Source organism: Corticibacter populi (assembly GCF_004217315.1).
GTDB lineage: Bacteria > Pseudomonadota > Gammaproteobacteria > Burkholderiales > Burkholderiaceae_C > Lampropedia > Lampropedia populi.
In genome coordinates this window covers 101,856-127,498 of sequence record NZ_SGWR01000001.1, presented here as the reverse complement: position 1 = coordinate 127,498, position 25,643 = coordinate 101,856, and the positions used below count along the sequence as shown (strand labels likewise).

General features: G+C 65.9%; 21 protein-coding genes. 3 read left to right on the top strand and 18 right to left on the bottom strand.

Annotated features, from left to right (window positions below; genetic code table 11):
• From EV687_RS00580 to EV687_RS00570, 3 genes are all read right to left on the bottom strand, one after another.
• On the bottom strand, window positions 1-1,959 hold the full coding sequence (locus EV687_RS00580) for a DUF294 nucleotidyltransferase-like domain-containing protein (protein WP_122225951.1): 1,959 nt from the start codon (window positions 1,957-1,959) through the stop codon (window positions 1-3).
• Between the two features lie 320 nt (window positions 1,960-2,279).
• Window positions 2,280-3,668: an NAD-dependent succinate-semialdehyde dehydrogenase gene (locus tag EV687_RS00575; protein ID WP_122225950.1), complete on the bottom strand. Its 1,389-nt coding sequence runs from the start codon at window positions 3,666-3,668 to the stop codon at window positions 2,280-2,282.
• 205 nt (window positions 3,669-3,873) lie between these two features.
• Window positions 3,874-4,734 carry a M90 family metallopeptidase gene (locus tag EV687_RS00570; protein WP_122225949.1) on the bottom strand — a complete coding sequence of 287 codons (861 nt, stop codon included), beginning with the start codon at window positions 4,732-4,734 and terminating at the stop codon, window positions 3,874-3,876.
• 381 nt (window positions 4,735-5,115) lie between these two features.
• Between EV687_RS00570 and mqo the strand changes: the two genes are divergently transcribed.
• Window positions 5,116-6,822, top strand: a complete 1,707-nt coding sequence (gene mqo, locus EV687_RS00565; RefSeq protein ID WP_122225948.1) for a malate dehydrogenase (quinone) — start codon at window positions 5,116-5,118, stop codon at window positions 6,820-6,822.
• Between the two features lie 157 nt (window positions 6,823-6,979).
• Here the strand turns inward: mqo and EV687_RS00560 are convergent, their stop codons facing one another.
• Window positions 6,980-9,118 carry a bifunctional 2',3'-cyclic-nucleotide 2'-phosphodiesterase/3'-nucleotidase gene (locus EV687_RS00560; protein WP_122225947.1) on the bottom strand — a complete coding sequence of 713 codons (2,139 nt, stop codon included), beginning with the start codon at window positions 9,116-9,118 and terminating at the stop codon, window positions 6,980-6,982.
• Between the two features lie 336 nt (window positions 9,119-9,454).
• On the opposite strand from EV687_RS00560, the gene EV687_RS00555 reads away from it, so the two are divergent.
• Window positions 9,455-9,895, top strand: coding sequence for a YeeE/YedE family protein (locus EV687_RS00555; RefSeq protein ID WP_122225946.1), 441 nt, complete (start codon window positions 9,455-9,457; stop codon window positions 9,893-9,895).
• Window positions 9,892-10,368: a DUF6691 family protein gene (locus tag EV687_RS00550; protein ID WP_242612402.1), complete on the top strand. Its 477-nt coding sequence runs from the start codon at window positions 9,892-9,894 to the stop codon at window positions 10,366-10,368. The genes EV687_RS00555 and EV687_RS00550 overlap by 4 nt, the downstream gene beginning before the upstream one ends.
• A gap of 72 nt (window positions 10,369-10,440) precedes the next feature.
• Here EV687_RS00550 and EV687_RS00545 read toward each other — a convergent pair whose 3' ends face one another.
• The 14 genes from EV687_RS00545 to ndk all read right to left on the bottom strand — a co-directional run bounded on the left by EV687_RS00545 (window position 10,441) and on the right by ndk (window position 25,579).
• A complete protein-coding gene (locus tag EV687_RS00545; RefSeq protein ID WP_122225945.1) occupies window positions 10,441-11,079 on the bottom strand; it encodes a DUF2501 domain-containing protein in 639 nt (212 codons plus the stop codon).
• A gap of 262 nt (window positions 11,080-11,341) precedes the next feature.
• Window positions 11,342-12,235 (bottom strand): protease modulator HflC, encoded by an 894-nt coding sequence (gene hflC / locus EV687_RS00540; RefSeq protein WP_122225944.1) that lies wholly within the window; start codon window positions 12,233-12,235, stop codon window positions 11,342-11,344.
• Window positions 12,236-12,256: 21 nt separating this feature from the next.
• On the bottom strand, window positions 12,257-13,690 hold the full coding sequence (gene hflK / locus EV687_RS00535) for an FtsH protease activity modulator HflK (RefSeq protein ID WP_122225943.1): 1,434 nt from the start codon (window positions 13,688-13,690) through the stop codon (window positions 12,257-12,259).
• 108 nt (window positions 13,691-13,798) lie between these two features.
• Entirely contained in the window at window positions 13,799-14,974 is a 1,176-nt protein-coding gene (gene hflX / locus EV687_RS00530; protein WP_242612401.1) for a GTPase HflX, read from the bottom strand.
• Between the two features lie 251 nt (window positions 14,975-15,225).
• Window positions 15,226-15,483: an RNA chaperone Hfq gene (gene hfq, locus EV687_RS00525; RefSeq protein WP_122225941.1), complete on the bottom strand. Its 258-nt coding sequence runs from the start codon at window positions 15,481-15,483 to the stop codon at window positions 15,226-15,228.
• Between the two features lie 159 nt (window positions 15,484-15,642).
• Window positions 15,643-16,983, bottom strand: a complete 1,341-nt coding sequence (der, locus tag EV687_RS00520; protein ID WP_122225940.1) for a ribosome biogenesis GTPase Der — start codon at window positions 16,981-16,983, stop codon at window positions 15,643-15,645.
• A gap of 32 nt (window positions 16,984-17,015) precedes the next feature.
• Window positions 17,016-18,185, bottom strand: a complete 1,170-nt coding sequence (bamB, locus tag EV687_RS00515) for an outer membrane protein assembly factor BamB (RefSeq protein WP_122227057.1) — start codon at window positions 18,183-18,185, stop codon at window positions 17,016-17,018.
• A gap of 40 nt (window positions 18,186-18,225) precedes the next feature.
• Window positions 18,226-18,900, bottom strand: a complete 675-nt coding sequence (locus EV687_RS00510; protein ID WP_162846501.1) for a YfgM family protein — start codon at window positions 18,898-18,900, stop codon at window positions 18,226-18,228.
• 189 nt (window positions 18,901-19,089) lie between these two features.
• Entirely contained in the window at window positions 19,090-20,367 is a 1,278-nt protein-coding gene (hisS, locus tag EV687_RS00505) for a histidine--tRNA ligase (protein ID WP_242612492.1), read from the bottom strand.
• A 210-nt stretch (window positions 20,368-20,577) separates the two neighbouring features.
• A complete protein-coding gene (ispG, locus tag EV687_RS00500) occupies window positions 20,578-21,882 on the bottom strand; it encodes a flavodoxin-dependent (E)-4-hydroxy-3-methylbut-2-enyl-diphosphate synthase (protein ID WP_122225937.1) in 1,305 nt (434 codons plus the stop codon).
• Window positions 21,882-22,892, bottom strand: a complete 1,011-nt coding sequence (locus EV687_RS00495) for a helix-turn-helix domain-containing protein (RefSeq protein WP_162846500.1) — start codon at window positions 22,890-22,892, stop codon at window positions 21,882-21,884. Before EV687_RS00495 ends, ispG begins: the two co-directional genes overlap by 1 nt.
• Entirely contained in the window at window positions 22,885-23,748 is an 864-nt protein-coding gene (pilW, locus tag EV687_RS00490; RefSeq protein ID WP_122225936.1) for a type IV pilus biogenesis/stability protein PilW, read from the bottom strand. Before pilW ends, EV687_RS00495 begins: the two co-directional genes overlap by 8 nt.
• Window positions 23,745-24,923, bottom strand: a complete 1,179-nt coding sequence (rlmN, locus tag EV687_RS00485; protein WP_122225935.1) for a dual-specificity RNA methyltransferase RlmN — start codon at window positions 24,921-24,923, stop codon at window positions 23,745-23,747. Before rlmN ends, pilW begins: the two co-directional genes overlap by 4 nt.
• A 230-nt stretch (window positions 24,924-25,153) precedes the next feature.
• Window positions 25,154-25,579, bottom strand: a complete 426-nt coding sequence (gene ndk, locus EV687_RS00480; RefSeq protein WP_122225934.1) for a nucleoside-diphosphate kinase — start codon at window positions 25,577-25,579, stop codon at window positions 25,154-25,156.
• Between the last annotated feature and the right edge of the window lie 64 nt (window positions 25,580-25,643).

Sequence of the window (25,643 nt, the reverse complement as noted above, 5' to 3'; positions counted from 1 at the left end):
TCACAGCTGGTAGCGCAGGCGCAGCGAATCCTGCAGATGGCGGGCCTGCGCCAGCGCGGCGCGCAGCACACGCTGATCCAGCGCGTTGAGTTCTGCCAGCAGCAGCCGGTTGTCCAGTGCCAGCCCTTGCTGCAACTGGCGCTGGTGATGACGCAGCCGCAATTGCTGCAGGTAGTTGAAGGCTTCGACATAGGCCTCGGCGCGCGCCGGCTCCAGGTGGCCGCGCTCGCCCAGCAGACGCAGGCGCTGCACGGTGGAGGCTGCGGCGATGCCATGCGCCAGCGCCAGCACGCGCGCCGCATCGACGAAGAGGGTGATGGCCTGTTTCTTGAGGTCGATGGCCGCACCCTGCCCACCCCGGCCCAGGGTCTGCCCCAACGCCTGGCCCAGCCAGTCCTTGAGGCCGCCCAGCGGCGGCGCATTCTCCAGCGCCACACCAGCCATCAGGCGCTGGAAGGCCGGTTCGGCGCGCACGGCCTCCACCGCATGCCGCTGCAGTTCGGCAAAGCCGCCATCGTCGCCCCATACCTGGCGCATGTCGAAGAAGATGGTGGCGTGCAGCAGACCCTGCGGCTCACGCCCCTGCACGATGCGGTTGAAGAATGCCCGCCACTGAAAGCCGGCCAGGCACAGCGCCGGGTTGCCGGCCATGATGTTGCCTGGGCACAGACCCAGCCCGCATTGGTCGAGTGCCGCATTGATGGCCTGCGCCAGCGGCAGCAGCTGCGCCTGCCGCTCGCTGGCCTGGGCCTTGTCCTCGGCGAGGAAGACCAGGCCGTTGTCCTGGTCGGTGAGCAGCGTCTGCTCGCCGCGCGCCTCGCTGCCGAACGCGATCCAGCCGATGCCTGCCAGCGCCGCGCCGGACATCCCCTGGGCCCTGGCGACCAGTTCGATCACGCGAGTCGTGGTGTGGTCGTTGAGCTGGGTCACCAGGTGCAGCACCTGCTCGGCACTGGCGCCATGCGCGAGCATGTGGGCCACCAGACGCGGCATGCCCGCGCGCAGCGCCTGCAGGTGTTCGAATGAATCGCTCTGGCGCATGGCGCGCGCCAGATGCACCATGTCGACCTTTTGCAACGCAAACAGGTCGCGCTCGGAAACCACGCCAACGAGCCGCCCGTCCGCGACGATGCAGACATGGCCGAAATGGTGTTGCGTCATCAGCATGGCCGCATCGAACAGTGTGTGTTCGGGCTGCAAATGGAACGGATCGGGCGTCATCGCCTGGCGGATCGGCCCATCCAGGTCGATGGCCGGGTCGGTAACGGCACGGCGCAGATCGCGCAGCGTGAAGATGCCCAGCAGGCGCCCGGCCTCGTCCACCACCGCAGTGCTGCCGACGCGGCGCTCGTTCATGCCGGCCACCGCCTGACGCAGCGAATCGTCCGGCAAGCAGCACAGCGGCTCGCGCGCCATCAGCGAGGCCAGTGGTGCATCGAGCGGATCATCGCTGCCCATGGTCTGCACGGCGCTGGCCTGGATCTGCCGCCCCAGCCGTCCCAGCAGGCCACTGACGCCGCGCAGCGCGAAATCGCGCAACACCTCGGAGCGCTGCAGCAAGCGGCCAAAAGCGGCAGCCGGCAGCAGTAGGCAGAAGCTGTCCTCGGCCGCTACGAAGCGGCTGCGGGTGGGCCGCTCACCCAGCAGTGCACCATAAGGGAAGCCCTCGCCCGGCCACAGCTCGACATGTTGGTCGGGCTCGCCCTCGCCCCCCGGGCGCAGCCCCGTCACATGCCCCTGGCGCAACAGATACCAGTGGCGAACAAGACCATGCTCGGGCGCCAGCACCACACTGCCTGCCGCGAAGAATTCCAGCCGGCAGTGTTCGAGCAGTTCCAGCACATGGCCAGGCTCCATCTGGTCGAATGGCGGATGCTGGCGCAGAAAGTTCGCCAATCCGTGCAGGTTCTGCGCCACTGCCTGGCGCGCGGGCGCTTCTGCCGGGGGTTCCTTCTCCATGTCGGTGTCTCCGTTTCTTTCATGGATGATCGCCGCTACCAGACCATTGTAGGCATGCGCCCTGCCAGCCGGTCGTGCCGACTGCCGCGTTTTTGGGCAATGGACCTGCGCTTCGAGGGCCCTCCATAGCGGATCGACAACTTGTCCACAGCTTTTTCCACCGCGACTGTGGATGACCTGCGCGGCGCCCGATGCGCCAGAGCATGCCCCGGTGCAAATACAAAAAAAAGCGGCCCGCCAGGCGGACCGCTTTGCGCATCGCGGACGGCATCGGGCCCGCAAGGGCCCGATATGCCTCGGAAGCGCCTTAGAACCCGTCCTCAGAACGGGGCGTCGATGTCGACCACATTGACGAGCTTGTGATTGACGAACTCCTTGATGCCCAGGTTGATCAGCTCGCGGCCATAGCCGGAATTGCGCACGCCGCCGAACGGCATGTCGGCCTTGACGCGGGTCGGGTGATTGACGAACACCATGCCGGTGGAGACGCGGTGCGCAAGCTTCTCGGCGCGGGCCACATCCTTGGAGAACACCGAGCCACCCAGGCCGAAGGGCGAATCATTGGCGATGCGCACCGCATCGTCCTCGTCCTTGGCACGCAGGATCATCGAGACCGGACCGAAGAACTCCCAGTAATAGGCCGGGTTGTCCGGCGTCACATTGGTGAGGATGGTCGGCTGCACGAAGGCGCCCCGCGTCGGCACCTTGGGGCCGACTTCGGTGGCAGTGGCGCCGTGGGCAACGGCTTGCTGGATCTTCTCGCGCACCTCATCGGCGGCTTTCTGCGAGGACAGCGGCGCCAGCGTCGTACTGCGGTCGGTCGGATCGCCCGCCTTGAGGGCTGCCACGCCTTCGGTATAGAGGCGCAGGTATTCGTCGTAGACGGCATCCTCGATGATCATGCGCTTGGACGAGACACACACCTGGCCGCCGTTCCAGTGGCGGCCGAACACGCCCCACTGGGCAGTCTTGGGCAGATCGGCATCGGCCAGCACGACAAACGCATCGGCACCGCCAAGCTCCATGGTGGATTTCTTGAGTGCCTTGCCCGCTTCGGCCGCGACAACGGCACCGGCTGCCTCGGAGCCGGTCAGCGCCACGCCACGCACACGCGGATCATTGATGATCAGGTTGATCTGCGCATAGCTCGGGTACAGGTTGATGAAGGCGCCCTTGGGCAGGCCGGCCTCAAGCATCAGCGCCTCGAAGGCGGCTGCGCTTTGCGGCACATTGCCGGCATGCTTGAGCAGCAGCGTGTTGCCCGCCGAGAGCTGCGGCGCCAGGATACGGGCGATCTGGTAGTACGGGAAGTTCCACGGCTCGATGGCCAGCAGCACGCCCAGCGGCTCGTGCACCACCACCGCCTTGCCGTCGGCCGCAGCCACCGGCAGGGTCTCAGGCGCCAGCAGCGCCTCGGCATGCTTGGCGAAGTATTCGAGAATCTGGGCCGAGAGTTCAACCTCCGCCTCGGCCTCGCCGATCAGCTTGCCCATCTCCAGGGTCAGCAGGCTGGCGTAATCGAAGCTCTTGGCGCGCAGCAGCGCCGCAGCCTTGTTCAGCACGGCCGCGCGTTCTGCAAAAGCGGTCTCGCGCCAGGCCAGGTGCGCCTCGTGGGCATCGGCAATGGCCTGCTTGACCTGCTCGTCGGTGGCCTCTGGAAAGCTCTTGACCAATTCTCCGGTATATGGATTGACGGTTGCGTAAGCCATGTTTCAAACATCCTTTGTCTGCTACGGAACAGGATGGCATCGCAAAGGCTGTAGCGGGCCGGGCGATGCCTGCGCGGCCTGGTCATATGGACATGAAGCAGGCCTGCAACTCGTATCCACTGTACTCCTGATGCCATGCCCATGCTGGTACAGCGAGCGCCAGCCACCACAACACAGTGTTGCGGCAAGCGCAACCGTCAGCCTGTCATGAGAATCTGTTAGCGCCTGCCTCATCCAGGCGCAGCAGCGGATTCTGCCGATAGAAACCCACCAGCAAGCTGTACCACGCAGGCTGCCAGAACGCCAGCCGCGCCGGATCGACAAAAAACGCCTCGGAGCTGACGGCAAAGAATTCGGCGGGGTCGGTCGCCGCGTAGGGATCGAGCGGCAGGCGCCCATACCAGGCATCGGCCTGGATGGAATCCGGGTCGATGTGCTCCGGAATGGCCGCCTCGACCGCCTCCACGGCCTCGACAAAGGCCTCGAAAGCCTGCGCCAGCACCTGCTGCCAGTGCGCCGGCTCGATACCGCTGCCGGTCAGGCCCGGCATGCCGTCAGCCAGGCCACTGCGCAGATCCAGCTTGTGCGCGAACTCGTGGATGACGACGTTGACATCGCCCTGGTCCTGCGTCGGCGCTGCGGCCTGCCAGGACAGGATCAGCGGCCCGCCATCCCAGGCTTCGCCATCGGCTTCGTGCGAGCCGTCATGCACCAGACCGTTCTTGTCGACGACCGGATGGCGCACCATGAATGCGCCGGGGTAGACGATGATGCCGACCCAGCCCTCGTACCAGGCGGTATCGAGCCGCAGGATCGGCAGGGCCGCCTGGATGGCGATGGCCAGCGCCATCGCATCACTCACCTGCAGGCCATGGGCACCGCTGAAGCGTTTGCTCGCCAGCAGCCAGGCGGCCTTGCGGCGCAATTCGGCCTCGTCGGCCGCCCCCAGACCGGCCAGGAACGGCATGCTGGCCACCGTCTCGCGCCACAGCGCACCGGGAATCGCCGCCTCCAGGCGCGCCACCGCGCGCCGGGACGCTCCCAGTCCTGCCAGCCATCGGAACATTGGTGCACCTCTCCCTCGAAAAGACCTTGGGCACGTTCCAGAAGAGCCATGCCTGTATCGCGTCAGCCATTGGACATTGCATGCGATGCTGCGGGCTGGACGCAGCCCCCGGATCGTAGCGCAAGGCACGAGCGGCAGCGCAGACCTGACGTCTGGCAAGCGCGGCAAGAAGACGCCGATGCGATTCATGGAAACCACAGACCGGCGCTGTCTGCTTGGCGCGATACCGGCCGCGATGCCCGCTTCCCCATAATGGATATTGAGACTCATTGCTAGAATCGCGCCACCCCAAAAGATGAAGCGCAGGCCCTCAACCGGCCTGCGCTTTTCTTTTCCTCTTTTCCTCCATCTTCCCCTTGTTCGTCTTTCTGGAATTCACGCATGAAGAAACTCTTCAAGACACTGGCCGCCCTGTTGGTGCTGCTGCTCATCGCGGGAGCCGTGTTCCTGTACTGGCCGCTGTACGAGCGCTCGGTACCGCCCGCCGACAATGAGCAGCCCGTTGACGCCGTGCTGATCGGCGGCGGCATCATGAGCGTGACGCTGGCCACCTATCTCCAGGAACTGGAGCCCGATTGGCAGGTGCGATTGTTCGAGCGTCTCGACGATGTGGCGCTCGAAAGCTCCAATGGCTGGAACAACGCCGGCACCGGCCACTCCGGCTTTGCCGAATTGAACTACACGCCGGAGTTGCCGGACGGCAGCATCGAGACGGCCCGCGCGGTCGCCATCGCCGAACAGTTCGAGGTCTCACGCCAGTTCTGGGCCCACCAGGTGCAGCAAGGCCGCCTGCAGGCACCCGGCGATTTCATCAACCCCACGCCGCACATGAGCTTCGTCTGGGGGGACGAGAACATCGAATACCTGCGCAAGCGCCATGCCGCGCTGATCCAGAACCCGCTCTTCCACGGCATGCAGTTCTCGGAAGATCCGGAGCAGATCCGCGCCTGGGCACCGCTGATGATCGAGGGACGCGATGCCGGCCAGAAGATCGCCGCCACCTACATGCCGCTGGGCACGGATGTGAATTTCGGCGTCATCACCCGGCAGCTGACGGCGGCGCTGCAGCGCCACCCGAACTTCCAGATGCAACTGCAGTATGAAGTGCGCGCGCTGCGCCAGAACGATGACCGAACCTGGAACGTCACGGTCCGCGACCTCCGGAGCGGCCAGGAGCGCACCATCAAATCACGCTTCGTGTTCATCGGTGCCGGTGGCGCCTCGCTGAAGCTGCTGCAACTCTCGGGCATACCCGAGGCGCAGAATTACGCGGGCTTCCCGGTCGGCGGCCAGTTCCTGGCCTTCGAGGCGCCGGGCATCACCGGGCGCCATGACGTCAAGGCCTACGGCAAGGCCGAGGCCGGCTCCCCGCCGATGTCCGTGCCCCACCTCGACGCGCGCCGGCTCGACGGCAAGCCGGTCGTGCTGTTCGGCCCGTTTGCACTCTACAGCACCAAATTCCTCAAGGAAGGCTCGTGGTTCGACCTGTTCTCCTCGGTCAACAACCACAACGTGCTGGGCATGCTCACCGTCGGCTCGCACAACCTCGACCTGGTGCGCTACCTGATGCAGCAGGCCATGCTGTCCGACGAAGACCGCCATGCCGAACTGATCAAGTACTTCCCAGCGGCCAAACGTGAGGACTGGCGCCTGGTCACGGCCGGCCAGCGCGTGCAGGTCATCAAGAAGGACCCGCAAAAAGGCACCGTGCTGCAGTTCGGCACCGAGATCGTGACGGACGAGGCCGGCACCATCGCGGCACTGCTGGGTGCATCGCCGGGCGCCTCCACCTCGCCGCCGATCATGCTCAGCGTGTTGAAAAAAGCCTTCCCGCAGCAAATGGCACAAGGCTGGGAAGAACAGCTCAAACGCATCATCCCGTCCTATGGCCGCCAGCTCAATGACAGCCCGGCGCTGACCAATGAGATCCGCAGCCTGACCAGCCAGGCCCTGCAGCTGCCCTACCTGGAGGTGCCGACCGCACCGGTCGACCCGGAGCCCCTGCCCGCCGAGCCGCAACCGGCGCCAACACCGGAGCCAGCACCGGAACCGGAACGCCATCTGAACAGCGAACTGCAGGCTTTGTAAATCGCCGCCACCAGGCGGCCCCAACGCGCCCTGCCCCCAAACAAAGGGCGGATGCGCCACGGCAAGTGGCCCATCCGCCCCTTCTCTTTCTTGTTGATCGCAAGGGCATGCAGCGCCATGGACCTCCAGCCCATGGCGTTGCACCCCAGGCAGGCTCTTACTGCGACAGATCGATGCGATAGACCGCGCGGCCCTGACTGGAGCCATCATCCGCGCTATCGAGCGCAACCTGGCCCAGGCCGGCGTCCTGCGCCACTGCCAGCGCGTCACGCCCCGACTTGAACAACACCTTGCCGGCCGTCTGCACCGGTGTGAAGCGCCAGCTGCGCGCCGCACCATTGGCCGCCCGGGTGATGCCCGGATGCTCCTTGATGTAGTTGATCACCACATCGCGGTTGGCATCCGGCGATGCGAAGATGATGTCGAAGGCCTTGCCCTCGCCGAGGATGTAGCGCGCGCTGCTCTCGGCCCGGTAATTGTTGGTGGCAACAATGAAGGACTGGCTGGCGACAACCGGCAGCCCCTGGTACTGGAGGTTGCGGATGCGACTGCCAGTCGGCTGCGTCACGTCGATCTCGTACTGGATATCCGCCGAGGTGAACATGTCGAAGTTGTAGCCGGCAAAAGCCGATTCGCCCGCTGGGACCTGGCCGGTGCTGACATCCTTGATCAGCCATTGGTCCGCCGTGCTGGCCGGATCGATGCGATTGAAGCGCAGTGCGGCATTCTCCAGCCACAGTTTCAGCTCATCGCCATTGACCTTCACCGCATACACCGTGTTCGGATAGAGATAGAGGTCGGCTGCATTGAAGATGGCCAGCGGTCCGGCTGCCACGTCGGTATAGTCCTGCCCGCTTTGATAACCGGCCTTGAACGGCGCGCTGATCGAGAGCACCGGCACGCCGGCATGTTCGGGCAGGTTCTCGCTGACGTAACGGCTGACGTAGTCCTGCTGCGCCTGGTTGACCAGCTGGATGGCCCCCGGATCGCCCACATCGGCAAACAGCGTGCTCATGCGAAAATCGGTGGTGCCGATCGGCGTTTTCACGTACTCGATGGTGGCCTCGTGCTGGGTCTGCACGGATGCGCTCACCGCCGCATCGGGCTGGACATACTGGTTGGCGCCGCCGGCATCCTGCCCCGTCAGAATGGTGCGCAGTTCCACCTCGGTCCTGGCATCATCGACCCGCCACTGCTGCCCGTCCCACTGGAGCGAATAGGCCATCACGCCCAGCGCCTTGCCCCAGGAACTGGGCATCACCGCCGGCACGCCATGCACGGTTCCGGCGGCATGGTCCACGCCTTCGTAAGCGTACTGCGGATTGCTGCTGCGGTCCGGGAAGCTGTTGTGCTGGTGCCCCATCACCAGCCCGTCGATGCCATCGACCTCCCTGGCGATGTGCCAGCCGGGGTTCTCGCTGCCGGCGTTGTAGCTGCCATCACTCATGCCGCCATGCAGCAGCACGAACACCAGGTCGGCACCTTGGGCACGCACTTCCGGCACATACTGCTGCGCCGCTTCCAGGCCGTCCTGCACCGTGACCTTGCCGTCGAGGTAGCGCTTGTCCCAGTTCATGATGCCGGGCGTGGTCAGGCCAACGAAGCCGATCTTGATCGGCAGCGTGACGCTCTGGCCATCATCCTGCACGGCCGTGATATCGCGCTCGACGATCACGTACGGCGCGATCAGCGGCTTACCGGTCTTGACGCTGGACACATTCGCCAGCGCCATGGGAAAGCCCGCACCGGCGCAACGCTGGCCGGCATCGACACCGTCAACCTCCAGACCGCCACCGAGCACCTGGTTGAGAAAAGGCAGCCCGTAGTTGAACTCGTGGTTGCCCAGCGTGCCCACATCGTATTGCAGCTCGGCCATGGCCTTGTAGATCGACAGCTGCTGCCCGCAAGGCAGCGGCGCCACCAGCGCCTCATAATCAGCCAGCGCCGTGCCCTGGATGGTATCGCCGTTGTCAACCAGCAGCGTGTTGGCAAATTCCTCACGCACGGTACGGATCAGCGTGGCCGTGCGATCGAACCCATAAGAAGGATCCTCGGCCAGCTTGAAATAGTCGTAACCCAGCACGTTGGCGTGCAAGTCGGTGGTCGCCAGCAGCGCGAGCTCGGCGCTGGCGCTGCTGATCTGCGGTGTTTCCGGGGTCTCCGGCTGGCCCGGGACTTCGGTCACGTCGTCATCGTCGCCGCCACAGGCCGCAAGAGCCAGCGCCATGGAAGTGGCCAGCAGGAGTTGCGCAAGGCGCCGCACCGGGTGGCGCTGTTGCATCGGGGGAGCAAACATATCAAGTACCTTCTCTGTATCAATGAATCGATCAAGGGTTCGATGCAGTCGCATCAGGCCCATGGGGCCGAGCCGCATTCTTGCCAGCGCACTTGACGAAACCATGACGTGTTTTTCCCATTCGGATCGCGCTCGCCGGCGGCGCGGCCCGTCCAAGCTCCGCATTCCTCCCCTGTGCAGACGGCCGGAACCACCGACTCCCCCGCTCATGCACACCAAGGCCGCATCCACGTTGCCTGGCATGGTGTTTCCTTTTCTTACATCCCCGTCCATCCAGAGCGCCACGCACGGCATGCGCGGCTGGCATTTCCGGTGATTCCTGGGCAAGATGCCGCCATGAACGGTTTCACCCCCATCTCCGCCCTGGTCGGCGGCACCCTGATAGGTACGGCCTGCGTGCTGCTGCTCTGGCTTAATGGCCGTATTGCCGGAATCAGCGGGATTCTCGGCGGCGCGTTGGCTGGCCCCGAGCGACTGTGGCGCTGGCTGTTCCTGGCCGGTCTCGTGGTCGGTACCGGTGTGTATGTCGGGCTTTCGCACGCCTGGGGTGGCACGCCGCCACCCGCGCCGCGCCAGGCGCTGCCGGTCTGGCTGCTGCCACTGGCAGGCCTGCTGGTGGGCTATGGCTCGGCGCTGGGCCGTGGCTGCACCAGCGGCCACGGCGTCTGCGGGCTGGCGCGCCTGTCGCTCCGCTCGCTGGTGGCCGTACCGGTGTTCCTCTGCTGTGCGATCGCCACCACCTGGCTGGTCCGTCATGTGCTGGGGCTGGCAACATGAGCGCCGACGCAAGCAAAGTGCCCGGCGCCACCGGCGCTGCCATCCGCCGGCAGGCCATCGGGCATCTCTGTGCGGGCTTGCTCTCGGGCCTCGTGTTCGGCCTCGGCCTCGCCATCGCCGGCATGGCCGATCCGCGTAAAGTGCTGGCGTTCCTGGATGTCGCAGGCGCCTGGGATCCCAGCCTGCTGCTGGTACTGGGCGCCGCCGCAACCGTCGCGATGGTCGGGTTCCGCTGGGTGCTGAGCCGCCCCGCGCCGCTATTCGATGATGCCTTTCACCTGCCGCCACGCGGCTGCATCGATGCGCCGCTGCTCACCGGCACAGCCCTGTTCGGCATCGGCTGGGGGCTTGCCGGCTACTGCCCTGGCCCCGCCATCGCCTCATTGGCCTTTGCCAACCCGGAAGCCGCGACTTTCCTGCCGGCACTGCTGGCCGGCCAACTACTGTACCGCTGGCAAGCGGCGCGCTGCTGATGCATCGGCGTCAGCAGCGACTGTTCAGCCCACGGCGCATGGAGCGCATCCCACGCCCCAAAAGCCAATGGGTCAAAGCAGCGAGGACGCGTTCTCCAGCACGTAGTCGCAAGCCTTTTCCTTGACATTGTCCTGGATGCTGCTGAGGTTGAAGCTCTTGCCGTCACCGCCCGACAGAACGCCACCGAGGCCACTGGCGTAGCCGCCGTCCTGCTCGGGCTGGGTGCTGGACAGGCCGGCCTTGCCAAGCAGCCGGTCCTTGATGGCACTGGCGTTGGCCTGCTTCAGATAGTTGTTCTTGACACAGTATTCGAGCACGCCGGCAACATTGCCCGCGGAGCCGCCGGCCAGGCTGGGCAGACCGAGTCCGCCCAGCGCCGAAGCCCCCAATGCGCTGCCGCCGAGCGCGCCAGCCGTGCCGCCGCCCAGCAGCGATGCGGCACCACCGGCCGGCTGCGTGGTGGTCGCGGCACTGCCGCTGCTGCTCTGCCCCGTCAGTCCCTTCAGCGCCTGACTGGCAGCACCATTGCTGCGCTGCGGTGCTGCCGTCGAACTGCTGGTCCCGGAGGACGTACCGGCCAACTCGCTGCCGGCCCGCGCCTTGAGCCGCTCGCTCAGCGATTCGCCGGACGCATGACCGGCCCCAGCAGCCAGCAACACGGCCAGTGCGCTCAAACGGACCAGCCGCGTGGGAATGGAATGAATGCTCATGTCGAACTCCTGAATAAACTTGGGGTGTGTCACGCCGGCCAGACAGCCGGCCTGCCATATGCATGCCGTCCAGTATAGCCAAGCAGTCCCGGTCGGGAGCGCGCGCGGCGGCGCTGCCGGGTGCCCCGCCAGGCCCATGCCCGATAGTCGCACTAATGGCCGAGATGGCCGAGATGGCCGAGACGGCCGCAATGCCATGGCAGCGCACAGCAAAATGCCGGCGCTGGGCCGGCATTTGCGAACGCAGCGCTGCGAACGGCTCTCAGGGCGCCACGCCGCTGCCGCGCATGGCCTTGAAGAACTCGGAACTGGACGGGTCGAGCACCATCAGGTCGCCGCTGAGTCCCAGGCTGTTGCGATAGGCCTCGAGGCTGCGATAGAACTGTGCGAACTGCGGGTCGCGGCCATAAGCCTGCGCATAGACGCGGTTGGAGGCGCTGTCACCCTCGGCGCGGATCTGTTGCGACTCCTTGTAGGCATTGGCCAGTGTCACGGTGCGCTGGCGATCGGCATCGGCGCGAATGCGCTCGCCCTCGGCATGGCCGGTGGCGCGCAGTTCATTGGCCACGCGAGTACGCTCGGCCTTCATGCGGGTGAAGACCGACTCGGTGATGGCCTTGGAGTAGTCGACGCGGGTGATGCGGACATCGGCGATCTCGATGCCCCAGGGCCGCGCACCACCGGTGACGCTGTCCTGCAGCTTCTGCTTGACGTCGGCCATCAGCGACTCGCGCTTCTCCGAGAGCAGCTCGCGCACGGTGCGGCGGTTGACCTCCTCCTGGAAAGCGCTGCGCACCACGCGGCTCAGTTGCGCCGCGCCAGCGGCCTCGGTGCGGCCGACGTTGCGGATATAGGTCGACGGCTCGACGATGCGCCAGCGCACATACCAGTCGATCACCACCCATTGCTTCTCAGCCGTCAGCGAAGGCTCGGTGACCTGGCTTTCCAGCATCAGAAGGCGCTTGTCGAGGTAGCTCACGGTCTGCAGCGGCGCCGGCAGGAACTTGAAATGCAGTCCTGGCTGGTCGACCACGCGCTTGATCTCACTGAGCTGGTAGACCACGCCAAACTTGCGCTGGTCCACCACGAACATCAAGGAACTGACCACTGCCAAGACGATCAGCAGCAGCACGGTCCAAAATCCGGTACGGTTCATGTCTCTTTCCCTCTTGTCCGATTAGCGCCCGTCGCGGCTGGGACGGCGCAAACCGCTGCTGTCGCTGGTGCCCGTGCTGGTGGTGCTGCCTTGCTGGCTTTGCGCGGCCTGGCTGGCCGCGGCGGCATTGCCACCGGCCGGGTTGTTTTGCACCGCTGGTGTGCGGGCGCCGCCCGACTGCTCCAGCAGCTTGTCCAGTGGAAGGTACATCAGGCTGGAACCATTGTTCGAGTCGACCAATACCTTATTGCTGTTGCGATAGACCTCTTCCATGGTCTCCAGGTACAGACGCTCGCGCGTGACGACCGGGGCTTTCTGGTATTCCACGTACACGGCATCGAAACGCTCGGAATCGCCTTCGGCCTGAGCCAGCACCCGATCCTTGTAGGCCAGCGCTTCCTCGCGGATCCGCGAGGCCTCGCCGACGGCGCGCGGGATCACGTTGTTGGCATAGGCCTCGGCCTCGTTCTTGGCCCGCTCGCGCTCCTGGTCGGCGCGCAGCACGTCGTCGAAGGCGTCACGCACCTGCTCGGGCGGGCGCACGCCACTTTGCTGCATGTTGATGGCCACCACCTCGACACCCACCTTGTAGCGGTCGAGGATGACCTGCATCAGCTCACGCACGCGCGGTGCGATCTGGTCGCGCTCGCCAGCGAGCACGTTGTCCATCTTCATCTTGCCGACCACCTCGCGCACCGCCGTCTCGGCCGCCGTGATGACGGCCAGGCGCGGATCCTGCGTCTCGAACAGCCAGGCGCGCGCATCGCTCAGGCGGTACTGCACGGCAAAGCGCACTTCGACGATGTTCTCGTCCTCGGTGAGCATGGCGTAGTGGTTCAGGCCGGTTTCCTGGATGATGCGGTCATTGCCGATGTCCACCGACTGGATCTGCGTGACCAGCACCGACTCGTGGCGCTCGATCGGCGCCGGAAAGCGGTAGTTCAGGCCGGCGCTGACGGTACGGTCGAACTTGCCGAAGCGCGTGACCACCGCCTGGTAGCCTTCCTGCACGATGAAGAAGCCCGAGGCCAGCCACAGCGCCAGCAGAATGCCGGCGACCAGACCGATCAGCCCGCCGCTGAGCGCCGGCGGACGAATGCCACCGGGAAAGCCGCCGCGATTGCCCCCCCCGGGCGGCCGCTGGCCCCGGCCACCGCCCTTGCCGCCGAACATGTTCGAGAGCTTGCGGTTGAGGTCTCCCCAGAGCTCATCCAGATCGGGCGGGTTCTGGCCCTCCTGGGGTCGCTGTTGCGGCGCCGCAGGCCTGCGCTCGGGTTCGGGCGGATTCGCGGGCGGCTGCGGCGGCTTGCCGGCATCGCTGCCCTGATCCTGATCGTTGCCGGAGCCCGGACGTGTGCCGGCATCGCGCCCCCACCCCGGATCATTGAGGTTGAACAAGGCGCGCAGGCCTTGCAGGAAACGCGTCATGGCCCGGCCATGTGTGGAAGCAGTCATTCGCTTTGTCTCGTCTGTCGATGTCGGTGTCGATGGAATGTATTCCCCCAGGAGCCGGGCAGGCGGATGCGGGCCGGGCAGCAGGCCCGATTGTGCCCAACTCACGGCCTAGTCGGATATTTCGGGGCTAATTTGAGGTTCTGCGTCAGGTAATTGTCGGTGCTCGAGCACCCATTGGGCGAGGAACTGGCGCAGGGCGTCAAGCCCTTCGCCGCTTTGCGCGCTGATGAAGACGCGTGGCAGCTGCCGCCCTTGGACTTCCATGTGATCGAGCTGGCGCAGCGGACGTTGCTGGTCATCGAGCTTGTCGATCTTGTTGAACACCAGCACCTGCGGGATCTGCGCGGCGTCGATCTCCTCGAGCACCCGCATGACCTGCCCTATCTGCTCCGGGAAATTCGGATTGGCGGCATCGACCACATGCAGCAGCAGATCGGCATCGACGGCCTCCTGCAGCGTGGCCTGGAAGGCTTCGACCAGCCCGTGCGGCAGATCGCGGATGAAGCCCACCGTATCCGAGAGCGACACCATGGTGCCGGCCTCCTGCAGGTACATCTGCCGCGTCGTCGTATCCAGCGTGGCGAAGAGCTGGTCGGCCGAATAGGCCCGCGCCTTGACCAGCGCATTGAAGAGCGAGGACTTGCCCGCGTTGGTGTAGCCCACCAGCGAGATGTTGAACACCTGGTTGCGCTGGCGCTGGCGGCGCTGCGTGCCGCGCTGCTTCTTCACCTTCACGAGGCGCTCGCGCACACGCTTGATGGCGTCGCCGATCATGCGGCGGTCCAGCTCGATCTGCGTCTCGCCAGGGCCGCCGCGCGCGCCGATGCCGCCGCGCTGGCGCTCCAAGTGGGACCAGCGCCGCACCAGGCGGGTGCTGAGGTATTGCAGCCGCGCCAGTTCCACCTGCAGCTTGCCCTCGTGGCTGCGTGCGCGCTGGGCGAAGATCTCCAGGATCAGGAAAGTGCGGTCGTAAACCGCCACCTTCAGTTCGCGCTCCAGGTTGCGCTGCTGCGCGGGACTGAGCGCCTGATCGAAGATCACTTCGCTGGCGCCATGGCCTTGCACCAGCGCCGCGATCTCCTCGACCTTGCCGCTACCGATGAAGAGCGCCGGGTCCGGCACCTTCCGCTTGACGATGATCCGCTCGACCGGTTGCAGGCCGGCGGTCTCCGCCAGCAGGCCTAACTCCTCGAGTTCATGGTCGAAATGGGCATGGCCGAAATCCACGCCCACCAACAATACCGGAGCGGGTTCAGTCGAGACGGAGTCGGTCGTGTAAGTCAATGCGAAGTCGAGGTGAACGGTAGAGAGGGGTGAGAATGATGCGCGATCGGCAAGACCAATCGCATGTCGTCACGCGGCATGCGGCGCCCGGCTTGCAACAGTGAACTGTGCGGAAGCAATACAGGAGGGCACGACTGCGCCGAGAAGAAGCCGGCCGGCGCGGGGCTCCGGCATGAACGAGGCCTTGCCCCCATGAAAAAGCCGGTATGGCGCCGGCCATCCCGGCCGTCCGCCAACCGGCTGGCACGATATCACTCGGCGGGCTTGTCCCCTTGGGACTCTGCACCCGCAGTGGCAAAGTTGACCGGGCGGGCCGGCACGATGGTGGAAATGGCGTGCTTGTAGACCATTTGCGTGACGGTATTGCGCAGCAGCACCACGTACTGGTCGAAGGACTCGATCTGCCCCTGCAGCTTGATGCCGTTGACGAGATAGATGGAGACGGGGATGTGTTCACGCCGCAGGGCATTGAGAAACGGATCCTGCAGCAGTTGGCCTTTGTTGCTCACGATATAACTCCGTGTTGCGTATTGTTGTTCAGAAGCGCGCAACCTTAACACAGCCGCGCGCCCCCCCGGGAAAACCTTATGCAATGGATGGACGAATTTTCCGTCCCGGGCACTGCGATGCGTGGCAGCCGAACTCCAGGCGGACCGGCCGCGACACCTTCAATCCTTGTGCGAATAGGGATTGTCGGAGGTGCGGAACTCGATGCGCAGCGGTGTGCCATCGAGCTTGAAGGCCTTGCGGAACCACCCTTCGAGAAAGCGCTGGTAGGCGTGGCCGACGTGGTCGAGCGAATTGCCGTGGATCACGATCACCGGCGGGTTCATCCCCCCTTGGTGGGCATAGCGCGGCTTCGGGCGGAACATGCCGCTCTTGCGCGGCGCCTGGTACTGCACGGCCTCCTGCAGCAGGCGCGTGAGCTTGGCCGTCGGCATCTTGCGGGTGGCTGCGTCGTAGGCCGCGCCCATGGCCTTCCAGAGTGGCTCCAGGCCCTGGCGCCGCAGCGCCGAGATGTGCTTGACGGGCGCAAAACGCATGAAGGCCAGCCGCAGTTCCAGCGAGCGCGCCAGCTGCTCGCGCTGGTAGCGGTCGAGCGCATCCCATTTGTTGATGGCCACCACCACCGCGCGGCCCGACTCCAGCGCGTAGCCGGCGATGTGTGCGTCCTGGTCGGTCACGCCCTGCGTGCCGTCGAGCACCAGCACCACCACGTGCGCGCCTTCGATGGCCTGCAGGGTCTTGACCACCGAGAACTTCTCGATCGACTCGAACACCTTGCCCTTGCGGCGCAGCCCTGCGGTATCAATCAACTCGTAGCGCCGGCCATTTTTCTCGAAAGGCACGCGGATCGCATCCCGCGTGGTACCTGGCATATCGAAGGTGACCAGCCGCTCCTCACCCAGCCAGGCGTTGATCAGCGTCGATTTGCCCGCATTGGGGCGCCCTGCCACAGCAATGCGAATCGGCTGGTCCTCGTCTTCCTCGGCATCGGCATCGGGCTCCGGAACGGCGGGCAGCTCAGCTGCGGCCAGTTCCAGCAATTCGCGCACGCCCTGTCCATGAGCGGCCGAGACCGCATACACCTCGCCCAGGCCCAGTTCGTAGAACTCGGCGAGGTGCAGGCTGTCCTTCATGCCTTCGGCCTTGTTGGCGATGATCAGCGTGCGCTTGCCGATCTTGCGCAGGTAGCGGCCGATTTCCTGGTCCTGTGCCGAGAGGCCGGCACGCGCGTCCACCATGAAGAGCACCAGATCGGCCTCGGCAATGGCCTGCAGCGTCTGGCTGGCCATCTTCTCGAAAATCGCGCCCTCGGCGCTGTCCTCGAGGCCCCCGGTATCGACCACGATGAACTGGCGCTTGCCCAGCTTGGCGGTGCCGTAATGGCGGTCACGGGTGAGCCCGGAAAAATCGGCCACGATGGCCTCGCGCGTGCGCGTGAGGCGGTTGAACAGGGTGGACTTGCCCACATTGGGGCGCCCCACCAGGGCGATGACCGGGATCATGGATGCTGCTTTCGATGGGCTGCCGAAATCCCTCAGTCGGGACGGAAGCCGTAGACGGCACCATTATTGGTGACCGCGATCAGGGTGTTGCCCGCATGGAACGGGGCAACGGAGATGCCGGAGCTGTTGGTCTGGAAGCGATTGAGCGGCGAGCCATCACTGGTCTCGAGCAAATGCAGCAGACCGGTGGAATCACCCACCACCACGGCGCGGCCCAGCACCAGGGGCGCGCTCAGCCGGCGGTACTGCAGGCGATCGCTCAGCCAGAGGTTCTTGCCATCGCCGCGCTGCCAGGCCTGCAGGCGGCCATTGGTCTCGACGCTGAAGACCGCATCCGCATTGCCGCCAACGCCCACGGCGCCATTGAGGCGCTGCGTCCAGCGCGTGCCGCCCGAGCGCGCGTCGACGCAGCCGATCGCGGTCTGGAAGGCCTGAGCGCACAGGTTTTCGCCTTCACGCGAGAAGCTGCCAACCAGATCGACCAGCCGCTCGATGTCATTGGTGCCGCGCGGGATGGCCAACGGCGCCTCCCAGCGGATCGAACCGGAGTCGGGATTGAGGCCAACCATGCGCCCGGAGTAGCCGACCACCAGCGTATCGCGCACCGCCGTCATCAGGATCGACTGCTGCAGCGCCAGCGCCTCGTCATTGTTCTCGCGCAACCAGATCTGCGCGCCATTGTCCGCATCCAGGGCCAGCACCGAGCGGTCGGCGGTCAGCACGAAGACCCGGCCGCCAGCCACCAGCGGTGCCGTGTACGAGCGCGCCGGCAGGCGATGGCGCCAGAGTTCCTGGCCATCGCGCAGGGCGATCACCTCGTTCTGGACCGAAACCACGGCATAGGTGCGGCCATCGCCGCCCACGCCGGCGGTGAGCCGCTCGCCGAGGTTGACGCGCCAGAGTTCCTCGCCGGTGATGCCATGCAGGCCGACCACCGTGCCATTGCCGGTGGCCAGCGTCACATCGGCGTCGCGCACCAGCGGCGTCAGGCGGATGTCTCCGAGCGCGCCGATCTGGTGGGTCCAGACCTGGCTGACGGCAAACAAGGCCACATTGGGTTCGAGTGGCTTGGGCTCGGGTGTCTTGTTGCTCGAGAACAGCGAACAGGCCGACAGGCCGACCGCCACGGCACCGGCTGCCAGCAGGCGAACGGCCGCACGGATGGCGCTGCGCCGGGCTGGGGTGAACTTTTCGCTTGGCATGGGCACGATGCAATCCTTCACTGAAAATTCGTTGATGCGATCAGGCCCCGGCGGCGCCGGCCGGCCGTGCCTTGGGCTGCTGTCCCAGGGCATTGAGCTTGCTCTCGACCACTACGCGGTACGGCGACCACGCATCCAGCGCCTCATAGGCCGCGTTGTAGGCCGCAATGGCCTGCTCGGTCTTGCCCTGCTGCTGCAGGACGTCGCCACGGCGGTCCTCCTTGAGTCCCCGGAACTCCGCCGGGAAGGCATAACCGTCGAGGGTGGCGAGCGCCGCATCCCATTGCTGCTGCTCGATCTGCACAGCAGACTGGTGCAGCGCCGCCAGCGCCTTGAAGCCAGGGTCACCGGCATTGGCCCGCACCCATTCGAAGGCCTGCGCCGCCGCCGCCCAGTCCTGCTGATCGGCCAGGTACTTGCCCGCCAGCAACGATGCCTGGCCGGCCTGCACGGTCTTGCCGTAGCTCTTTTGCAGCACGTCCAGGCTTTGCAGCGCAGCGTCGCGCTGGTTCTGCACGGTGGCCAGTTGCACCTGGTCGAACAGCACCGCTGCCGCGCCGGATTGGCGCGCCTTCCAGTACTGATAGCCGTTGAAGCCGGCGAACGCGGCAAACAACAGCACCACCACCGTGCTCAGCAAGGTGCCCCAGCGCTGCCAGAAATGCTTGATCGTGGCCAGTTGTTCCTGCTCTTGTAAATCGTAATGCTGTGCCATAGGTGCCTTCGTCTGCGCCCGCCCCGCCCGGATCATCCCGGTGTGGTACGAAGCGCGCTCTCGTTCGTTGCCTGTGCCTACCGCCGCGGCGCGGTGGTGGGCTGGTGTTGGTGCTACTGCCGTTGTGGTGCGCGGCGGGCCTGCCGCCCCCGCGCACCGGCGCTGCGGCCCGGGGCCGGCACCGTGCGGTCAAGCCTGCGATTGTAGCCGTGCGGCCAGGCCCTCCGGATCGGCCAGCGCATGCGTGCTCTGGGCGCCGGCGCCATCGCGCAGCGACTTGATGGCGACCTCACCGCGCGCCAGCTCCTCCGCACCGAAGATCAGCGCATGCGCGGCACCACAGCCATCGGCGCGCTTGAACTGCGACTTGAAGCTGCCCATGCCCTGGCTGGAGTCGGCACTGGTGTGCATCTGCACCTGCACGCCCAGGCGGCGCAGTTGTGCCAGCGTCGCCATGACCTGCGGCAGGCTGGCCGCATCGGGCACGATGGCATAAGCGTGCGGCACCTGCTCGGGCGTGGCAATGGCCTGCTCCTTGAGCAGTTCCAGCACACGCTCGACCCCGATGGCCCAGCCCACTGCCGGTGCCGGCTTGCCGCCGATCTGCTCGATCAGGTAGTCGTAGCGGCCGCCGCCGCAGATGGTGCCCTGCGAGCCCAGCGACTCGGTGACGAATTCGAACACCGTCAGGTTGTAGTAATCGAGGCCACGCACCAGGCGCGGGTTGATGGTCCAGCTCACGCCATTGGCGCGCAAAATGGCCTGCACCTGTTCAAAATGCCGCAGCGACGCCTCGCCCAGATAGTCCATCAGCCGGGGCGCGGCCTCGACCAGTGCCTGCATCTGCGGATTCTTGGTGTCGAGAATGCGCAGCGGATTGCTGTAGAGGCGCCGGCGCGCGTCCTCGTCGAGCTGGTCCTGGTGCTGCTCGAAGTAGGTGATCAGCGCCGCACGATGCTGCTGGCGCTCGGCCGGCTGGCCCAGGCTGTTGAGCTGCAGGCTGACGTCGCGGATGCCCAGCACGCGCCAGAGCTCATGCGCCATCAGGATCAGTTCGGCATCGACCTCCGGGCCGGCAAAGCCCAGCGCCTCGGCGCCGATCTGGTGGAACTGGCGGTAGCGGCCGCGCTGCGGGCGTTCGCGCCGGAACATCGGCGCCATGTAGTAGAGACGCTTGCCGCCGTCATACAGCATCGAGTGCTCGGAGACGGCGCGCACCACGCCCGCGGTGTTCTCGGGACGCAGGCTGAGGTGGTCGTTGTCGCCGTACTTGTCGGAGCGGTCCTGGAAGGAATACATCTCCTTCTCGACGATGTCGGTCACCTCGCCCAGGCCGCGCACGAAAAGGCCGGTGTGCTCCAGCACCGGCGTGCGGATGTTGCGGTAGGCAAAGGCGTGCATCAGCTCTCGGACCTGATGTTCCAGCCACTCCCAGCGCGCCGACTCCGGCGGCAGGATGTCGTTCATGCCGCGGACGGCGTGAATGGGCTTGAAGCTGTTGCCCGGGTTGCAGGTCTGACTGCTGCCTTTGTTGCCGGCGGCACTGGCGGCCGGCCGATTTTCGGTATCGCTCACGGACGTTTTTTCTCTCGCAAGTTTGTCTTCGGAAGGGAGGGTCGGTAAGGGGATGTCAGGATGCGCCATGGACGCTGCCCGCGGCGTGGTGTGGCGCGGCGCTCAGCCGGACTTGGCCGTGCCGTAGCGGCGCTCGACATAGTCGCTGACGATGCGGTGGAATTGCTGCGCGATATCGTCGCCCTTGAGCATCATGACTTTCTCGCCGTCGATGAAGACCGGCGCCGAGGGCGACTCGCCATTGCCCGGCAGGCTGATGCCGATGTCGGCATGCTTGCTCTCGCCGGGGCCGTTGACGATGCAGCCCATCACCGCGACCTTCATCGCCTCGACGCCCGGATAGCGGGCCCGCCAGACCGGCATCTGCGCGCGCAGGAAGTCGTCGATCTGCTTGGCCAGTTCCTGGAACAGCGTGCTGGTGGTGCGCCCGCAGCCAGGGCAGGCCGTCACACTGGGCACGAAGACGCGCAGGCCCAGCGCCTGCAGGATCTCGGAGGCCACCACCACCTCCTGCGTGCGCGCCTCGCCCGGCTGAGGCGTGAGCGAAACGCGGATGGTGTCGCCAATGCCTTCTTGCAGCAGGATGGACAGCGCCGCTGCCGAGGCCACCGTGCCCTTGGCACCCATGCCGGCCTCGGTCAGGCCCAGATGCAACGGGTAGTCGCAGCGCCGCGCCAGCTCGCGATAGACGGCAATCAGGTCCTGGACCGCACTGACCTTGCACGAGAGGATGATCTGGTGGCCCGGCATGCCCAGCTTCTCGGCCTTCTGCGCCGAGCCGATGGCCGAGGCGATCAGCGCCTCGTACATCACCTGGCGCGAATCCCAGGGACGCACGCGCTGCAGGTTGGCATCCATCAATGCGGCCAGCAGTTCCTGATCCAGGCTGCCCCAGTTGACGCCGATGCGCACCGGCTTGTTCCAGCGCAGCGCAGCATCGATCATCTGGCCGAACTGCACGTCGTGCCGCGCCCCCTTGCCGACGTTGCCGGGATTGATGCGGTACTTGGAGAGCGCCTCGGCACAGCCAGGCACCTCGGTCAGCAGCTTGTGGCCGTTGAAATGGAAGTCGCCCACCAGCGGCACATCGACGCCCATGCGGTCGAGCTGCTCGCGGATATGCGGCACTGCCTCGGCGGCCTTGACAGTGTTGACAGTCAGTCGCACCAGCTCGGAGCCGGCCTGCGCCAATTCGCGGATCTGGATGGCCGTCTCGATCGGCGCCTCTGTGTCGGTGTTCGTCATCGACTGGATCCGCACCGGCGCACCGCCGCCGATGGTGACGACACGGTCGCCCCACTGTACCAACGCCTGCCGGGAGGTATGGGCCCTGGGTTCACTCAGGGCAATGGGTTGCGGCTCGCCGGCCAGAGCTTCGGCCTCAGCCAGCGGCGATGCGCTGCTCATCAGGGCGTCACCTCGAAACGCGCCACATTGCCGCGTGCGAATGGCTGCAGGTCGAAAGGTTCGCCCTTGACCCGGACCTCGACGGCATCGACGCGGCCGATCTCCACGCGCAGCGGCGGCGGATTGCTCACCGTGAGCTCACGTCCCTTGGGCAAGGTGCTCTGGTGCACCAGCGCATTGGCGCCATCGCGAATCTGCACCCAGACCGGTTCACGGGCAATGATGTGAACAGTATCGGCCGGCGGCGCAGCCGGCGCCGGGGTGGAGGCCACATCGGGGGGCACTGTGCCAACGGCGGCATCGGCCGGGGTCTCGGCACCAGCCGTCTCGGCGTCCTCCGGCTCCAGCGGAGCCTGGGCCGGCGTGGGCTCGGCGCCCTGGCCATCGCCACCATCCTGACCGCTCAACGCGGCCGGCACGATCAGCCGGCTCGACAGACCGTCGCTGCCGCCCGAACCTTGGCCTTGACTGCCGGCCGCACTGCCTTGCACCACTTCTTCGGGCTGCGCCCCGCCTTGCAGACTGCTGACATAGCCGGACAGGCGCGGCCAGAAATACATCGCCGCAGCCGCCAGCAGCAGCAGCAGCACGAGCAGCACCACCAGCCGAGGCAGTCCCCTGGACTCCATCGACGGCGAATGCTCAGCCGCCGCCGTGGCCTTGAAGGCATGATTCAGCCCCTCGGCATCCCGCGTCAGGCGCGGCACACCAACGTCCGGGAACAGCGCCAGCACCGGCTTGGCATCGTAGCCCAGCAAGCGGCAAATGCTTTGCGCCAGCGCCCGGGTGAACACCATGTCAGGCAGCTGGCTGTAATCATCGCGCTCAAGGGCCTCGAGCTTTTCGGGCCGCACCTTGAGCACCGCGGCGAGTTCCTGCAGGCCCACGCCATGGTCGGTACGGTAGCGCCGCAGCAAGCCGCCCGGCGTATTGAGGGTTTCCAGCGATGGTTTCGCCAGATTGGCCGCCTCGGCTCCACCGCCGGCGGCATTGTCCTCTTTGTCACTCATAGAAGGCACCACGCTCATACAGAGAATATTCCTTGGACTGCGGGAACTTGTGTCCCAGCACACTGCCCAGCTCCCGCACGCCAAGCTGGTTGCCCAGCGCGTTCTCGGCCTTGATGCCCAGCCACAGCGTCTCGGCATTGGCCAGTTCACTGGCATTGAGGCGGCGCAGGTACACCTGCGCATCGGCCACCCGGCCGGCATGGTAGAGCAGGTAAGCCAGGTTGTAGGCGACGATCGGGTTGCCGGGCTCGGTCCGGTAGGCCCGTTCGAGCGCCGCGATGGCCTCGGGATTGCGTCCGGCAGCCTGCAGGCAAAGACCCTTGGCCATCAGCGTGCGTGCTGAATTGGCATAGCCGGGGGTCGCCAGCACCCGCTCGAAGTACTGGTTGCCGGCTTCGTACTTGTTCTGCTGGCACTGGAGCCAGCCATAGTTGTGCAGCACATCCGGATCGTTCGGACGGGTCCGCAGCACGCGGGCATAGTCGGCCTCGGCACTGGCGAAATCGCTGCGCTGAGCAAACACCATGCCGCGCACCATGTAAGCATCGACTAAGCCCGGATCAAGCGCAAGGGCGTTATTGACCTCTTCCATAGCCACATCCAGGCGACCAATGCCCAGGTAATTGCCGGCCAGCTCGAGGCGGGTCATCGCCGCCTTGCGCACATCGGCACTGACGGGCGAGGACGGCGAGCTGCTCACGCCGGCGGGCAGCTGCGAGGTGCTGGTGCTGTAGGAGGTCTGGCAGCCGGCCAGCGCCATCAGGCCAGCCAGGGCCAACGCGGCCGGCACCAGTCGCTGCAGGACCGACAGGCCCGACACGGCGTCGGGCCACTGCCACCAACGATATTGCTTCATGCTTTCAACTCCAGGCTCTGGGGCAAGGGTTCGGCCGCCGCTGGAGCGGAGGCCGGTGCGATGCGGCTCTTTTGCATGCGGATCACCGCCCGGGTACGGTCCTGCACCTCGCCGGCGAGTTGCCCGCAGGCCGCGTCGATGTCATCGCCGCGGGTCTTGCGCACCGTCGTCACCAGGCCGGCATCGGTCAGCAGGCGGGCAAAGGCCTGGACATCGTCGGCGTTCGAGCAATGCAGACCGGACTGGGGAAACGGATTGAACGGGATCAGATTGAGCTTGCACCAGGCGGTTCCCTGCCCGTGGCCGCTGAGCAGTTCGATCAGCGCCCGGGCGTGCTCGGGCTGGTCATTGACGCCGGCGAGCATGCAGTATTCGAAGGTGATGAAGTCGCGCGGCGCGTGTTCCAGATAACGGTGGCAGGCGGCGATCAGTTCCTCCAGCGGGTATTTCCGATTGAGCGGCACCAGCTGGTCGCGCAGCGGATCGAGCGGCGCATGCAGCGACACCGCCAGCGCCACCGGACACTGCTGCGCGAGCTTGTCCATGAACGGCACGATGCCCGAGGTCGAGACCGTCACGCGACGGCGCGAGAGGCCATAGCCATGGTCATCGAGCATGGTGCGCAGCGCCGGCACCAGCGCCGAGAAGTTCTGCAGCGGCTCGCCCATGCCCATCATCACCACGTTGCTGATGATGCGCTCGTCCCGCCCGAAACGCCTGCGCAGCTCATGCTCGGCATACCAGAGCTGGCCGAGGATCTCGGCACTGGTGAGATTGCGGCTGAAGCCCTGGTGCCCGGTCGAGCAGAAACGGCAGCCGATGGCACAGCCGGCCTGCGAGGACACGCACAACGTAGCGCGATCCTTCTCGGGGATGAAGACGGCCTCGACGGCATTGCCGCCGCCGACGTCGAACAACCACTTGATGGTGCCATCGCGTGAAACCTGCTCAGCAAGCACCGGCAGCGCCTCGACCAGCGCGCGTTCCTTGAGTTTGCCGCGCAGCGACTTGGCCAGGTCCGACATCGCATCGAAATCGGCCACGCCGCGCTGGTGCACCCAGCGAAACAGCTGCGTGGCTCGAAAACGCTTCTCGCCAAGCTGCGCACAGAACGCCACCAGGGCCTCATGGTCGAGGCCCAGCAGATTGGTCTTCTCAGTGTGTGGCAGGGACATGGTGGGGCGCTTGGGTCGGCGGTCTCGGCACGCGCCGCGCCGCAGTTGGCCAATGATGGTTGACAGTCAACGCCACGGCCGGCACCGGCAACCGGCTCCGCCAGGCGGGCAGGCGCTGAAAAAAGAAAAGGCAACCTGCGGCATTCTAACGCCACAGAATTGCCCACGGACCGTCATGGTCACCGACCGCAGGGCCGCCAAGCAGGCCGCCCCGAGGCAGGTCGCCACGCTCAGCGCGAGTAGATGTTCAGGCCCGGGAAGAAGAAGGCCACTTCCACCTGCGCGGTTTCGGGGGCGTCAGAGCCGTGCACGGCGTTGGCATCGATGCTGTCGGCGAAGTCGGCGCGGATGGTGCCTGGCTCGGCCTTCTTCGGGTCGGTGGCGCCCATCAGGTCGCGGTTCTTCTGGATGGCGTTCTCGCCTTCGAGCGCTTGCACGAAGACCGGGCCGGAGATCATGAAGTCCACCAGGTCCTTGAAGAAGGGACGCTCCTTGTGCACGGCATAGAACTGCTCGGCCTCCTGGCGCGAGAGTTGCACCAGACGGGCGGCAACAACCTTCAGGCCGGCGGATTCGAAACGGGTGATGATCTGGCCGATGACGTTCTTGGCGACGGCATCGGGCTTGATGATGGAGAGGGTGCGTTCAATGGCCATAACGGTATCCAAAGTGGATCGATGAAAGGAAAAGCCTGCCATTCTAGCGTCTATCGGTGACAGA